We start from the raw sequence: 14,227 nt of genomic DNA on the forward strand, positions 1-14,227 counted from the left end.
TTACCGGCCCGGCGCTCTGACGCGTCAGGGTTGCCGGGAGATAGTGTTAAAGCCCCGGGCACGGAGGTGCCCAGATCAGATGCGGGCGCGTTGCGCCCTTTCAGCCCGATATGGATATGAGATGAGCGCCGACACGCCCGAAACCACCCCCGAAACTGCTGTCGATTACCGCAACACCGTCTTTCTGCCCGAAACCGACTTTCCGATGCGCGCCAACCTTCCGGGCCGCGAACCCGACTGGCTGGCGCGCTGGGAAAAGATCGGCATCTATGACCGCCTGCGCGAGAAAACCGGCCGGGCGCCGTTTGTCCTGCATGACGGCCCGCCCTATGCCAACGGGCATCTGCATATCGGCCATGCGCTGAACAAGGTCCTGAAAGACTTCATCGTGCGCAGCCAGCAGATGATGGGCCGCGATGCGCGCTATGTGCCGGGCTGGGACTGCCACGGCCTGCCGATCGAGTGGAAGATCGAGGAACAATACCGCGCCAAGGGCCTGAACAAGGACGACGTGGACACCGTCGCCTTCCGGCAGGAATGCCGCCGTTTTGCCGAGGGCTGGATCGACATCCAGCGCGAGGAATTCAAGCGTCTGGGCGTCACCGGCAAATGGGAACGCCCCTATCTGACGATGGATTACCACGCCGAGGCGGTGATCGCCGAGGAGTTCATGAAGCTTCTGATGAACGGCTCGCTTTATCAGGGCTCGAAGCCGGTGATGTGGTCGCCCGTCGAAAAGACGGCGCTGGCCGAAGCCGAGGTCGAATATCACGACCACACCAGCCACACGATCTGGGTGCGGTTCAGGGTCAAGAGTTTGCGGCCGGACTCATTTGTTGCGGTTGCTAACGGCTTGACCTGGGAAGGCGAACGACACGTTGATGAGCTCTTGTCTTCCGACGAGATGAAACAGTTCGCGCCAGACTTCATGGACACGTCGGTGGTGATCTGGACCACGACCCCCTGGACGATCCCGCAAAACCGCGCCGTGGCTTACGGCCCGGGGATCGCTTATGGCCTTTACCGCGTCGATACGGCGGCGGAGAGCGCGACCGCGGTTGTCGGCGAAACGCTGGTGCTTGCTGACGTTCTGGCGCAGGGCGTGATGACCGCGGCCAAGGTCGAGGGCTTCACCCGTCTGCGCGATGTTCCTGCCTCGGAATTCGAAGGCGTGATCCTGCGCCACCCCTATGCGGGCATCGAAAACGGCAACGGCGAATGGGATTTCGATGTGCCGATGCTGCCGGGCGATCACGTCACCGACGACGCCGGGACGGGCTTCGTTCACACCGCGCCCAGCCACGGCGATGACGACTATCAGCTGGGCCTCAAGTTCGGCCTGCCGATGACCTACAATGTCGAGCCCGATGGCAGCTACCGCGCCAACCTGCCGGTCTTCGGCGGTCAGGCGATCATCCTGCCCGATGGCAAGGAAGGCCCGGCAAACGTCAGCAACATCAAGGCGCTGCATGCGGCAGGCGCGCTGCTGGCCAAGGGCAAGCTGAAGCACTCCTACCCGCATTCCTGGCGCTCGAAGGCGCCGCTCATCTACCGCAACACGCCGCAATGGTTCGCCGCCATCGACGTGAAGCTGGAAGACGGCATGGGCACCTATGGCGACACGATCCGCCAACGCGCGCTGAAATCCATCGACCAGCTGGTGCAATGGACCCCGCCCACCGGCCGCAACCGGCTTTATTCGATGATCGAGGCCCGGCCCGACTGGGTGCTGTCGCGGCAACGCGCCTGGGGCGTGCCGCTGACCTGCTTCACCAAAAAGGGCGCGCAGCCGACCGACCCGGATTTCCTGCTGCGCAACGCCGAGGTGAACGCCCGGATCAGCGCGGCGTTTGAGGCCGAGGGCGCCGATGTCTGGTATACCGAGGGCTTCAAGGAGAAGATGCTGGCGGGCATCGTCAATCCCGAGGATTACAACCAGGTCTTCGACGTGCTGGATGTGTGGTTTGACTCTGGCTCCACCCATGCCTTCGTGCTGCGCGACCGCGAGGATGGCACGGCGGATGGCATCGCGGATCTTTACCTCGAGGGCACCGACCAGCACCGCGGCTGGTTCCATTCCTCGATGCTGCAGGCCTGCGCCACCAAGGGCCGCGCCCCCTATCGCGGCGTGCTGACCCACGGCTTCACGCTCGACGAAAAAGGCATGAAAATGTCGAAATCGCTCGGCAATACCGTGGCGCCCGCCGATGTGATCAAGGATTACGGCGCCGACATCCTGCGGCTTTGGGTGGCGCAATCGGATTACACCGTCGATCTGCGGATCGGCAAAGAGATCCTGAAAGGCACCGCCGACAGCTACCGCCGCCTGCGCAACACCCTGCGCTTCATGCTCGGCGCGCTCTCGGGCTTTGCGGAGGAAGAGCGCGTCAGCCCGGCCGAGATGCCGGAGCTGGAACGGTGGGTGCTGCACCGTCTGGCCGAACTCGATACCACCGTGCGCACGGGCTATGCGGCTTACGACTTCCAGGGCGTGTTCCAGGCCCTCTTCACCTTCTGCACCGTCGATCTCTCGGCCTTCTGGTTCGACATCCGCAAGGACGCGCTTTACTGCGACGCCGCCTCCAGCCTGCGCCGCCGCGCCGCGCGCACGGTGATGGACGCGCTCTTCCAGCGCCTGACGAAGTGGCTCGCGCCGATGCTGCCCTTCACCATGGAAGACGTCTGGCTGAGCCGCTTCCCCGGCGAGGCGAATTCGGTCCATCTGGAGGATTTCGATCCCACCCCCGCCGCGTGGCTGAACCACGATCTCGCCGCGAAATGGGAGGGCATCCGCCGCGCCCGCCGCGTGGTGACGGCGGCGCTCGAGGTGCAACGCACCGCCAAGGTGATCGGCGCGAGCCTTGAAGCCGCCCCGGTGGTGCATGTCGAGGAAGCGGCGCTGGAAGCCGCGCTGAAATCGGTCGACTTCGCCGATATCTGCATCACCTCGGACCTGAGCCTGACCACCGACCCGGCCCCCGCCGAGACGTTCCGCCTGCCCGAACTGCCCGGCATCGCCGTCGTCTTCGAGGCGGCCGAAGGGGCCAAATGCGAACGCTGCTGGAAGATCCTGCCCGATGTGGGCTGCCACAAGCATCCCTGCACCTGCGCGCGCTGCAATTCGGTGCTGGGCTGATCCCCACCGGCGCCGGGGGCTTCGCGCCCCCGGACCCCCGCGGGATATTTGGGGCAAGATGAAAGGCAGACAGGCTTTGCTTTCATCTTGCGACAAATACCTCGGGGGGAGTCCGCTTGCGGACGGGGGGCGGCGCCCCCTTGCCCTGCCGGACATCGCTCGTTACCGATGTGACGATTGCATGACAGTTGGGGGCGTCCGCGATGAGCCTGTCCATTCTTCTCGCGGTTCTGGCCGCCGCTTTCCTGCATGCGCTCTGGAATGCGCTGTTGCGCTTTGGCGGATCAAAAATCCGCGCCATGGTGATGCTGAGCTACATGGAAGCCGCCGTCGGCCTTGCCATCGCGCTTTCGCGCCCCTGGCCCGAGGTTGCCGCCTGGAAATGGGTCGCCGCGGCAAGCTGCGTGCATTTCTTTTACAAGTATTTCCTCGCCCATGCCTATGAACAGGGCGATCTGAGCCGGGTCTATCCGATTGCGCGCGGCACGGCGCCGATGATGGTCGCGATCGTCTCGGCGCTTTTCGCGCTCGATACGATTGCGCCGCTTGGCTATGTCGGCATCGGCGTTCTGGGGCTGGGCATCCTCTTCATGGCGCGCGGCGTTTTCACCGATGGCGAGAGCCGCAAGCTCCTGCCCTATGCCTTCGGCTCCGCCTGTGCCACCGCCACCTACACGCTGACCGACGGCCTTGGCGCCCGCGTCGCGGGGGATGCGGCGGGCTATGTCGGCTGGCTGATGGTGGGGGGCGGGCTGCTGTTCGGGCTGGTGATGACCTTCACCCGTCCGAAGGGCTTTCTGACCGTCACGCCGCTGAAGGATTGGGGGATGGCGGCGGCGGGGGCGGCGGCCTCTTATGGCGCCTATGCGATCTCGATCTGGGCGATGACCAAGGCGCCGATCGCGCTTGTGGCGGCAACGCGCGAAACCGCGATCCTGTTCGCGGTGCTGATCGGCTGGCTGGCCTTTGGCGAGAAGATGACCCGGTCGAAAGCCACGGCAGCGGCGCTGATCGTCGCGGGGGTGGTGCTGACCCGGCTATAGTCGGGACGGTTTCAGTCCTGGTTCCGCGCCGGGATGATCTGCTGCGCGATCCCCGCGAACATCAGGTAGACCGAGGTCACGACCAGCCCCCAATGCGCCCAGCTGCCTTCCTCGAAATTCACCCAGGCGGCGCGGGCGGCAAAGGCGGTCCACAACAGCGCCATCGTCAGCGACAGCGGCCGCCAGCGCAGGGTGCGGGTCGGGTGGATGAATTTCAGCGGAAAGAACATCGCCACCGCCAGCGCCAAGACGACGCCAAGCGTGATCCAGTAGGAGGGCCAGATCGCGAAAAGCACCAGCACCACCATGTTCCAGCAGGCCGGAAAGCCGGAGAAAGAGCAATCCTTGGTCTTCATCCGCGTATCGGCGAAATAGATCACCGAGGTGTAGATGATCGCGATGATCGCCAGCCAGCCGGTCCAGCCCGGCAGCAGCCCGGATTTGAACAGGGCATAGGCCGGAATGAAGACATAGGTCAGATAATCGACGATCATGTCCATCAGCACGCCGTCATGCGTCGGCCAGTTGTGCTTGGTGTCAAACCGCCGTGCCAGCGGCCCGTCGACGCCATCGACGATCAGCGCCACCACCAGCCACAGGAACATCAGCGACCATTTTTCCTCGACCGCCGCCAGCATCGCCAGCATCGACAGAACCGCGCCGGTGGCGGTCAACAGGTGAACGGAGAGGGCCTTGAAACGAATGTCCATGTGCCCTTCCTGCCCGAAACCGGCAAGGCGCGCAAGACGGGCCGACGGGGCAGCCCGGCCAGTCCCCCGGTCACGATGTCGTTTTGGCCACCGCCCGGGGCGGCGACAGGACCCGGCGGGCGGTGTCGCGGCGGATCGTTCGCGGCCCCGACAAAGCCCCCGGAGCAGGACCGGGACTTTGCTCCTGGCCCGACCTTTGGGCCCCCCCCGGGTTCGCCTCAGGCGCGCGGATGGGCCGCCTGATAGACCTGCATGAGCCGCGCCTGATCGACGGCGGTATAGACCTGGGTCGTGGCAAGGCTCGCATGGCCCAGCAATTCCTGGATCGCCCGCAGATCGCCGCCTTCTGCCAGCAGATGCGTGGCGAAACTGTGCCGCAAGGCATGCGGGGTCGCCGTCGCGGGCAGGCCAAGGCCGAGCCGCGCCCGTTCCATCGATTTCGCCACCAGCCGCGGATTGAGCGGACCGCCGCGGGCGCCGCGGAACAGCGGCTCATAGCGCGACATCGGGAAGGGGCAGAGCCGCAGGTAATCGGCCACCGCCTTGCGCGCCGCCGGAAGCACCGGAACCAGCCGCTCCTTGTCGCCCTTGCCGCGGATGCGCAGCACCTCGGGCAGGGGCGCATCCGAGCCCTTCAGCGCCAAAGCCTCGGAGACCCGCAGCCCGCAGCCATACATCAGCGTCATCACCGCCGAATCACGCGCCGCAATCCAAGGCTCCTGCGCCTGCACCTCGACCTGTTCCAGCACCTCGGCCGCGGCCTCGACACTCAGCGGACGCGGCAGCTTGCGCTGATATTTCGGCGCCTTGGCAGACAGAACATGGGTGGCGTCAAAGCCTTCGCGCGCCGCCAGCCAACGGATGAAATTCTTCACCGCCGAAAGCGCCCGCGCCAGCGACCGGCTGGAAAGGCCGCGGTTGCGCTCATGCGCCATCCAGGCGCGCATGTCGGTCTGGCCTAGCCCGGCCAGCTGCGCCAGACCAAGGCTTTCGCCGCGGTGACGGTGGAGAAAGGCCAGGAACCCGGCCACATCGGAACTATAGGCCGTCAACGTGTGACTGGCCGCCCCGTCGATCGCCCGCAAGTGACTGATCCACAGGGCCATCGCCGTCCGTGCGGCGGGCGAGACCCCCATCGACATCAGCTCAGCCAGCGCCGCATGCCGCGTTCGAACACGCCTGCAAAGAAGGCCAGCAGGTCGGTGCCCTGCGAGGGTTTGAACTGATGCGGGTCTTCGGCGCCCATCACCAGCATGCCGGGCAGACGCCCCTCGCCCAGATCCAGACGCATCAGCGCCTCGGAGCGGATCCAGCTCGCGGCCTCGCCATAGATCGCCTCGGAATGCGGCAGGGTCTGGCGCAGCACCACCGGGCGCACCTGCCCGCCACGACCGGCGCGCATGTATTCCTGAATGAAGCCGGGCTCAGCCACGCAGAGCACATCGCCCAGACGGCGCAGCGCCGGATCGCTGTCATCTTGCAGCGTTTCCAGCACCAGCTTGACGCTGTCCACCCGCAGGATCTCGGCGACTTCGGTGCCGAGGCTCTTCAGGAAGCCCTCGAAATCGACCGGATCAAGCATGCGCAGCACGGCGCGGTGGATCTGGTTCGTCCCCGAGAGATTCTCGTAGGCGGCCGCGATCACCGAACGGTGCGTGTCCTCCAGCCGGTCGAGGCGGCGTTCCAGCCGCTCCATCGCCACACCGCGCAGGTCGACGATATTGGCGCCCATGGCGCGTTCATTCGCGGTGATCAGGGCCCGCATCAGATCGCGATCCTCGAGGATCACGTCAGGATCGGAGATGATCTTGTCGCGCAGTTCGGGTGCAAAAGCCGTGTCGGTCATGCCAGCCTCTCGTAAGCGGGTTACAGGTAAATTGACACAGATTCTGGTTAAATGCAGGTTAAATTTGTTAACAATAATAACAGGCCCGCCGATTTTGGCGGGCCCGGGCCTGCGAAGTGCGGATTTCAGACGATCGACTGACCGGTTTTCGCCCAATCCTTGAGGAACTGCTCCAGCCCCTTGTCGGTCAGCGGGTGGTTCGCCATCGCCTTGATCACCGCGGGCGGCGCGGTGATGACATCTGCGCCGATCCGGGCGACATCGGTGATATGGTTGACCGAGCGGATCGAGGCGGCCAGAATCTCGGTCTTGAAGCCGTAATTGTCATAGATGGTGCGGATGTCCTCGATCAGCTGCACGCCATCGAGGTTGATGTCATCCAGCCGGCCGATGAAGGGGCTGATGAAGGTCGCGCCCGCCTTGGCGGCAAGGATCGCCTGCGCGGCCGAGAAGCACAGAGTGACGTTGACCATATGGCCTTCGGATGCGAAAGCCTTGCAAGCCGTCAGGCCCGCCCAGGTCAGCGGCACCTTGATGGCGATGTTGGAGGCGATCTTGGCCAGTTTCAGCCCTTCGGCGATCATGTCCTTGGCTTCGGTCGCCACCACCTCGGCCGAGACCGGGCCCGCAACCATGTCGCAGATTTCCTTCGTCACCTCGAGAATGTCGCGGCCCGATTTCAGGATCAGCGACGGGTTGGTGGTGACGCCATCGACCATGCCGAGATCGTTCAGCTCCTTGATGGCTGCCACATCGGCGGTATCGACGAAGAATTTCATGACGGGCCTCCTGCGCTCTGTCTGGCCGCGATTTAGCGCAAACAGCCGGCGATGGCGAGAGCGGATTCGGGCGCAAGGGGGGGCTTGCCGCCCCCCTCGGCCTGACGGCCTCTCCCCCCGCGCGTATTTCGGCCAAGAAAAAGCCCGACCGTTTTTTCTTGGCGCAAATACGCCCGCCGGAGGCGTTGCGGGGCGCGGGGCCGGCCATGTCTGAGCCGGGCTTCTTTCCCGAAGGCGCCCGGGTCTCGGTGCTCACCGCCGAGCCGATCGGCAAGCCTTTGGACTATCTCGCACCCGAAGGCGGCTGTTTCCCGGGCGCTTTCGTCGAAGTGCCGCTCGGGCCGCGCCGGGTCGTCGGCGTCGTCTGGGGCGCGGGCGATGGCCGGTTCGAGGCGGGCAAGCTGCGCACGGTTTCGCGGGTGCTGGATGTGCCGCCGATGCGGGCGGAATTGCAGGACTTCCTGATCCGCATGGGGTCTTACACGATGACCTCGCTGCCCGCGGTGCTGCGGCTGGCCACGCGCACGCCGGGCCTGTTCGATCCGCCCGGCGCGCGGCGGATCTATCGGCTGGGCACGGCGGCGCCGGGCAAGCTGACCGAGGCGCGCGAAAAGGTGCTCGCCGTGCTCTGCGATCACGGCGGCGCGGGGTTTTACCTGAGCGAGCTGGCGCAGCTGGCAGGCGTCACGCCGCAGGTGGTGAAGGGGCTGGTGAAGCTCGGCGCGATCGAGGAGACCGAACAGCCCCGCGATCTGCCGCTGCCGAAGCTCGATTTCACCCGGCCCGGCAAGGTTCTGTCCGAAGATCAGGCGGCGGCGGCGGAGGCGCTGCGGGGGGACGGCTTTGGCGTGACGCTTTTGAAGGGCGTCACCGGCTCGGGCAAGACCGAGGTCTATCTGGAAGCCGTGGCCGACTGTCTGCGGCGCGGGCGGCAGGCTTTGGTGCTGTTGCCGGAAATCGCGCTGACCTCGGAATTTCTCTCGCGCGTCGAGGCGCGCTTCGGCGCAAGGCCCGGGGAATGGCATTCGGGCGTCACCCAATCCGAGCGGCGCAGGCTGTGGCGGATGGTGGCGACGGGGGGCGCGCAGATGGTCGTCGGCGCCCGTTCGGCGCTGTTCCTGCCGTTTCAGGATCTGGGGCTGATCGTCGTCGACGAGGAACACGACACCTCCTACAAGCAGGAGGAGGGCGCGCTTTACAACGCCCGCGACATGGCCGTGCTGCGCGCCTCGCTCGCCGGGTCGCAGGTGGTGCTGGCCTCGGCCACGCCCAGCCTTGAAAGCTGGGTCAATGCCGCCTCGGGGAAATACCGCCGTATCGATCTGGCCGCCCGTTTCGGCGCCTCGGAACTGCCCGAGATGCGCGCCATCGACATGCGCGAGGAACGCATCGAATCGGTGCACTGGATTTCCCCCAGCCTGGTCGGCGCGGTGCAGGCGACACTCTCGCGCGGGGAACAGGCGATGCTGTTCCTGAACCGGCGCGGCTATGCCCCCGTCACGCTCTGCCGCGCCTGCGGTCAGCAGATCGGCTGCGATCATTGCGACGCGCGGATGGTCGAGCATCGCTTCCTCAAGCGCCTTGTCTGCCATCAATGCGGCGAGACGAAACCCGTTCCCACCGCCTGCCCCGCCTGCGGCGTCGAAGGCAAGCTGGCCCCCGTCGGCCCCGGCGTCGAGCGGCTGGCCGAGGAGGTGGCGGAACGCTTCCCCACGGCGCGCGTCGCGGTGCTGTCCTCGGACCTCTTCAGCACCGCCCGGGCGCTGAAAGAGGCGGTGGAGAGCATCGCCAAAGGCGGCGCCGACATCCTCATCGGCACGCAGATCGTCGCCAAGGGGCACAACTTTCCGCTGCTCACCCTGGTCGGCGTGATCGACGCCGATCTGGGCCTGCAGGGCTCGGACCTGCGGGCGGCGGAACGCACCTTTCAGCTGATGCGGCAGGTGGCGGGCCGGGCGGGGCGGGCGGAAAAACCCGGGCTGGCGCTGTTGCAGACCTATCAGCCCGAACATCCGGTGATCCGCGCGATTCTGGGCGGCGACGAGGAGGCGTTCTGGAAGGCCGAGGCCGAGGGGCGCCGGGCCGCGGGCGTGCCCCCCTATGGCCGGATGGCGGGCATCATCCTCTCGGGCGCCGAGATCGAGCCGCTCTTCGCCTATGGCAATGACCTTGCGCAGCACGACGGCCCCCTGCGCCGGGTGGGCGCGCAGCTTTTCGGCCCCGCCCCCGCGCCCATCGCCCGCATCCGGGGGCGGCACCGGGTCCGGCTTCTGATCCGCGCCGACAAGACCGCGCCGCTGCAACAGGCGATCCGGGCCTGGCTGCGCGGGGTGAAACAGCCCAATTCAGTGCGTCTGGCCATCGACATCGACCCGCAAAGCTTCCTTTAGCCTTGTTTCGATTGACCGCCCGCCCCTTTCGCGCCATTGGGGGCAAAACCAACGGAGCCCGCCATGACCACCTTCACCGCCTTTGCCGTCCTGCCCGAGCGCGACCTTGCCGAGGATCTGGCCGAGCGGCTGGAGGAGCTGGACCCCGGCCCCTATGGCGTCGGCGTCTTCGAGATCGAGGATGGCTCGGGCAATTTCGAGGTCGGCGCCTATTTTCTGGACCGCCCGAATGACATCGTGCTCGATCTGCTCGCCGCAGCCTACGGGGCGACGGGCTTTGTCGTCTCGGAACTGCCGGAAACCGACTGGGTGGCGCATGTGAAACGCGAACTGGCCCCGGTGGTGGCCGGGCGGTTTTTCGTGCATGGTAGCCATGATGCCGACAAGGTGCCTGCGGGGGCGATCCCGCTGCTGATCGACGCGGCCATGGCCTTCGGCACCGGCCATCACGGCACGACGCTCGGCTGTCTGACAGCGCTCGACCGGCTGGCGGGCGAGGGCTTTCATCCGCGCAACAGTGTCGACATCGGTTGCGGCACCGCGGTGCTGGCGATGGCCGCTGCGAAACTCTGGCCCGAGACGGTGCTGGCCTCGGACATCGACCCGGTGGCGGTCGAAACCGCCGCGGCGAATGTCACCGGCAATGATCTGGCGGGCCGGGTGATCTGCCTGCAGGCGGCCGGTTTCGCCCATCCCGATCTGCAATCCGCCGCACCGTTTGACCTGATCTTTGCCAATATTCTGAAAGGCCCGCTGATCGCGCTGGCCCCCGACATGGGGCGGTTTTGTGCCGAATCGGGCCTTGTCATCCTCTCCGGCATCCTGATCGACCAGGGCGACGAGGTGATCGAGGCCTATCAGGCGCAGGGCTTCAACCTTGTTTCGCGCGACAATTACGGCGATTGGACAACTTTGGTGCTGCGGCGGGGCTGATTTCGGCGAAACCATCTCGCCGGAGCGACAAAATTCAGGCATGATCCTTAACCGGCCGTTAGGCATGTTGCCCCGGCCGGTTTCTGTGGAGCCTGTCATGCGTCGTGCGACCCATGCGGATTTCGAAGACCGCCTTGCGCGGATCCACCGGATTCGCGCGACCGGCGGGGCGTTCGAGGCGGCGGGTGCGCTTGGCCGCACCTATTTCGATAGCCGCCGCCCGAAGCAGCGCCGCCGTTTTCCCTGGCCCGCCGTGGCGATGGTGCTTTTCGCGATGCTGCTCTTCAAGGGCGCGATCCTGGCGCAGGTCGGCCCGGAAACCTATGACCGCCGGGTCGAGGTTCTGCGCCAGGGCTCGCCGCTCGAACAGGCGGGGGCCTGGGTTCTGCAGGCTGATGCGCCGACGCGATTCATCGCCACGCAGCTGCGCGCCCTGCTGTTCTGACCCGGGGTGCCGCCATGCAAAAGGCCGCGCAGGATGCTGCGCGGCCCTTGGTCCTTTCCGGCGCTCAGCGGCCGATGCTGTCGATGTCGGACCGCGTCAGGCCGATGTCATTCAGCTCCCGGTCGCTCAGCCGCGCCAGCGCCCGCCGCGTCCGCCGGGCGTCGTTCCACAGCAGCACCGCGTCGATCAGGCGGGCAAACATCCCGGCCCGGCCGTTGCGGGCGGAAAAGGCGAGGGTGTCGAGGGCGGACATGAGGAGTTCCTTTGTTTTCTGCCGTTTTGATGGGCGCCTCTTTGTTGATTGAGCAGTTAATCAAGGCATCTGATGAAAACAAGCACCCCCCGGTCAGCCCCGCCATGCGGTTTTTGCATGGCTTTTCGGACAGTTGACGGCTTCGTGACCGACCCCGGCATTTTGCTGTCCCGTTTCGTCATTTTGCTGGCGCAATCGGCTGCGAAACGTCGCTTTGTGTCGATCCCGGGCCGTTTCGCCGTCAGGGCGCAAAGCGGCCGCCCCCGCTTTGCGCTTTCCGATGTTCTGCTTTTGTGCTAATTGCGGTGAAAATGCCACAGGTGAAGGGCGAGCAGATGCGGGTGATCGGGATCGATCCGGGGTTGCGCAACCTCGGCTGGGGGGTGATCGAGGTCGAGGGCGCCCGTCTGCGTCATGTCGCGAATGGAATCATCCATTCCGAGGGAACGGATCTGGCGAAACGCCTTGTCGTGCTGCATGCGGGCCTGACCGCGGTGATCACGACGCATCGCCCCGAGGCGGCAGCAGTGGAACAGACCTTCGTCAACAAGGATGCGGTGGCGACCTTGAAACTGGGGCAGGCGCGGGGGATCGCGCTTCTGGTGCCCGCGCAGGCCGGGCTGGAGATCGGGGAATATGCGCCCAATGCGGTGAAAAAGGCGGTCGTCGGCGTCGGCCATGCCGACAAGGGGCAGGTGCAGCACATGGTCCGCCACCAGCTGCCGGGCGTCGTTTTTGACGGGCCCGATGCGGCGGATGCGCTGGCCATCGCGATCTGCCACGCCCATCATCTGCAATCGGCACGCCGCGCCTCGGCGGCGATTCTGGGCCGCGGCGCGCTCGAAATCACCGCGGGGCAAGCGCGCATCCGGAGGACAGGCGCATGATCGGACGTATCGCCGGGGTGATCCTGCACCGCGCCATGGACCATGTGCTGATCGACGTGCGCGGGGTGGGGTACATCGTCCATGTCTCCTCCCGCACCGCCGCGAACCTGCCGCCGGTGGGCGAGGCCTGCGCGCTTTACACCGAGTTTCTGGTGCGCGAGGACCTGTTGCAGCTTTTCGGCTTCCCGACGCTGATCGAAAAGGAATGGCACCGGCTGTTGACCTCGGTGCAGGGGATCGGCGCGAAAGCCGCGCTCGCCATCCTTGGCACGCTGGGGCCGGAGGGCGTCTCCCGCGCGCTGGCGCTGGGCGACTGGAACGCGATCAAGGCCGCCCCCGGGGTCGGGCCGAAACTGGCGCAGCGCGTGGTGATGGAACTCAAGGACAAGGCGCCGACGGTGATGGCGATGGGCGGCACGCTGACCGTCGACACCGCCCCCTCGGACACGGTGATCGAGGCCGAGCCGAAGCCGGTCAAACGCCCCGCCCCGGCCGCCACGAAACAGGTGAACTTCACCGCCGAGGCGCTCTCGGCCCTGACCAACCTCGGCTATTCCCCCTCGGACGCCGCCACCGCTGTCGCTCGGGCCAGCGAAAACCCCGAGGCCACCGATACAGCAAAACTGATCCGCGCCGCCCTGCGCCTTCTCGCCCCAAAGGACTAGCCTTTTCATCTTGCCCCAAATATCCCGGGGTGCGGGGCAGAGCCCCGCTCCGCCGTTGAAAGCCAAGCATGACCGAACCCGATCCGACCCTCCGCCCCGACCGCCTGCCCGAGGACGCCGACCGCGCCCTGCGGCCGCAGCTGCTCGAGGATTTTGTCGGTCAGGCCGAGGCGCGGGCGAACCTGCGCGTCTTCATCGAAAGCGCGAAGATGCGCGGTCAGGCGATGGATCACACGCTGTTTCATGGCCCCCCCGGCTTGGGGAAAACCACGCTGGCGCAGATCATGGCGCGCGAGCTTGGGGTGAATTTCAAGATGACCTCCGGCCCGGTGCTGGCGCGGGCAGGCGATCTGGCGGCGATCCTGACCAACCTCGAAAACCGCGATGTGCTGTTCATCGACGAGATCCACCGGATGAACCCGGCGGTCGAGGAGGTGCTTTACCCGGCGATGGAGGATTTCGAGCTGGATCTGGTGATCGGCGAAGGCCCGGCCGCGCGCACCGTGCGCATCGAGCTGCAGCCCTTCACCCTGGTCGGCGCCACGACCCGGCTGGGCCTGCTGACGACCCCCTTGCGCGACCGTTTCGGCATTCCGACACGGCTGCAATTCTATACCGAGGACGAGCTGGACCTGATCGTCAGCCGCGGCGCCCGGCTTCTGGGCATTCCCGCCGACCCGGACGGCACGCGCGAGATCGCCAAACGCGCCCGCGGCACGCCGCGGATTGCAGGCCGGCTCTTGCGCCGCGTCGTCGATTTCGCGCTGGTCGAGGGCGACGGGCGGCTGACCCGGAAACTTGCCGACACGGCGCTGACGCGGCTCGGCGTTGATCATCTGGGGCTGGATGGTGCCGACCGGCGCTACATGATGCTGATGGCCGAACATTACGGCGGCGGGCCGGTGGGGGTGGAAACGCTCTCGGCCGCGCTGTCGGAAAGCCGCGATGCGCTGGAAGAGGTGATCGAGCCTTACCTGTTGCAGCAGGGTCTCATTCAGCGCACCCCGCGGGGACGGATGCTGGGCCACCGGGCTTGGCGCCATCTGGGGCTGGAGGCGCCGGTGCAGCCGGTCGCGCAACCTCCGGTCCAGACCGACCTTTTCGACGCGGACTGACTGGACGCGCCGCGGTGGCGGTATA

At 66.2% G+C, this 14,227-nt stretch carries 13 protein-coding genes; 8 read left to right on the forward strand and 5 right to left on the reverse strand.

Annotated elements, in window-relative coordinates; genetic code table 11:
* Positions 1-121: 121 nt before the first annotated feature.
* Positions 122-3,136 (forward strand): isoleucine--tRNA ligase, encoded by a 3,015-nt coding sequence (gene ileS, locus AC4PTB_RS15815; protein WP_492190821.1) that lies wholly within the window; start codon positions 122-124, stop codon positions 3,134-3,136.
* 203 nt (positions 3,137-3,339) lie between these two features.
* Positions 3,340-4,179 (forward strand): EamA family transporter, encoded by an 840-nt coding sequence (locus AC4PTB_RS15820; RefSeq protein ID WP_492190822.1) that lies wholly within the window; start codon positions 3,340-3,342, stop codon positions 4,177-4,179.
* An 11-nt stretch (positions 4,180-4,190) separates the two neighbouring features.
* On the opposite strand, the gene AC4PTB_RS15825 is transcribed toward AC4PTB_RS15820, so the two are convergent.
* From AC4PTB_RS15825 to fsa, 4 genes are all read right to left on the reverse strand, one after another.
* Complete coding sequence (locus tag AC4PTB_RS15825) at positions 4,191-4,889, reverse strand: CDP-alcohol phosphatidyltransferase family protein (RefSeq protein WP_492190823.1); 699 nt, start codon at positions 4,887-4,889, stop codon at positions 4,191-4,193.
* Between the two features lie 218 nt (positions 4,890-5,107).
* Positions 5,108-6,031 (reverse strand): tyrosine recombinase XerC, encoded by a 924-nt coding sequence (locus tag AC4PTB_RS15830; RefSeq protein ID WP_492190824.1) that lies wholly within the window; start codon positions 6,029-6,031, stop codon positions 5,108-5,110.
* Positions 6,031-6,735, reverse strand: coding sequence for a DUF484 family protein (locus AC4PTB_RS15835; RefSeq protein WP_492190825.1), 705 nt, complete (start codon positions 6,733-6,735; stop codon positions 6,031-6,033). The genes AC4PTB_RS15830 and AC4PTB_RS15835 overlap by 1 nt, the downstream gene beginning before the upstream one ends.
* 125 nt (positions 6,736-6,860) lie before the next feature.
* The gene (gene fsa / locus AC4PTB_RS15840) at positions 6,861-7,514 is read right to left on the reverse strand and encodes a fructose-6-phosphate aldolase (protein WP_492190826.1); all 654 of its coding nucleotides are present in this window, start codon (positions 7,512-7,514) and stop codon (positions 6,861-6,863) included.
* A 206-nt stretch (positions 7,515-7,720) separates the two neighbouring features.
* Between fsa and AC4PTB_RS15845 the strand changes: the two genes are divergently transcribed.
* From AC4PTB_RS15845 to AC4PTB_RS15855, 3 genes are all read left to right on the forward strand, one after another.
* Positions 7,721-9,904, forward strand: coding sequence for a primosomal protein N' (locus AC4PTB_RS15845; protein ID WP_492190827.1), 2,184 nt, complete (start codon positions 7,721-7,723; stop codon positions 9,902-9,904).
* A 63-nt stretch (positions 9,905-9,967) separates the two neighbouring features.
* Positions 9,968-10,837 (forward strand): 50S ribosomal protein L11 methyltransferase, encoded by an 870-nt coding sequence (locus tag AC4PTB_RS15850; protein WP_492190828.1) that lies wholly within the window; start codon positions 9,968-9,970, stop codon positions 10,835-10,837.
* Between the two features lie 97 nt (positions 10,838-10,934).
* Positions 10,935-11,282: a hypothetical protein gene (locus AC4PTB_RS15855; RefSeq protein ID WP_492190829.1), complete on the forward strand. Its 348-nt coding sequence runs from the start codon at positions 10,935-10,937 to the stop codon at positions 11,280-11,282.
* A gap of 64 nt (positions 11,283-11,346) precedes the next feature.
* Here AC4PTB_RS15855 and AC4PTB_RS15860 read toward each other — a convergent pair whose 3' ends face one another.
* Entirely contained in the window at positions 11,347-11,535 is a 189-nt protein-coding gene (locus AC4PTB_RS15860) for a DUF1127 domain-containing protein (protein ID WP_492190830.1), read from the reverse strand.
* 335 nt (positions 11,536-11,870) lie between these two features.
* Here AC4PTB_RS15860 and ruvC point away from each other — a divergent pair, with 335 nt between their 5' ends.
* The 3 genes from ruvC (at position 11,871) to ruvB (ending at position 14,202) form a co-directional block, all read left to right on the forward strand.
* Positions 11,871-12,422 (forward strand): crossover junction endodeoxyribonuclease RuvC, encoded by a 552-nt coding sequence (ruvC, locus tag AC4PTB_RS15865; RefSeq protein ID WP_492192650.1) that lies wholly within the window; start codon positions 11,871-11,873, stop codon positions 12,420-12,422.
* The gene (ruvA, locus tag AC4PTB_RS15870; protein ID WP_492190831.1) at positions 12,419-13,087 is read left to right on the forward strand and encodes a Holliday junction branch migration protein RuvA; all 669 of its coding nucleotides are present in this window, start codon (positions 12,419-12,421) and stop codon (positions 13,085-13,087) included. Before ruvC ends, ruvA begins: the two co-directional genes overlap by 4 nt.
* 68 nt (positions 13,088-13,155) lie before the next feature.
* Positions 13,156-14,202: a Holliday junction branch migration DNA helicase RuvB gene (gene ruvB / locus AC4PTB_RS15875; protein WP_492190832.1), complete on the forward strand. Its 1,047-nt coding sequence runs from the start codon at positions 13,156-13,158 to the stop codon at positions 14,200-14,202.
* Positions 14,203-14,227: the final 25 nt, after the last annotated feature.

Source organism: Rhodobacter sp. 4.3.4 (assembly GCF_058724655.1).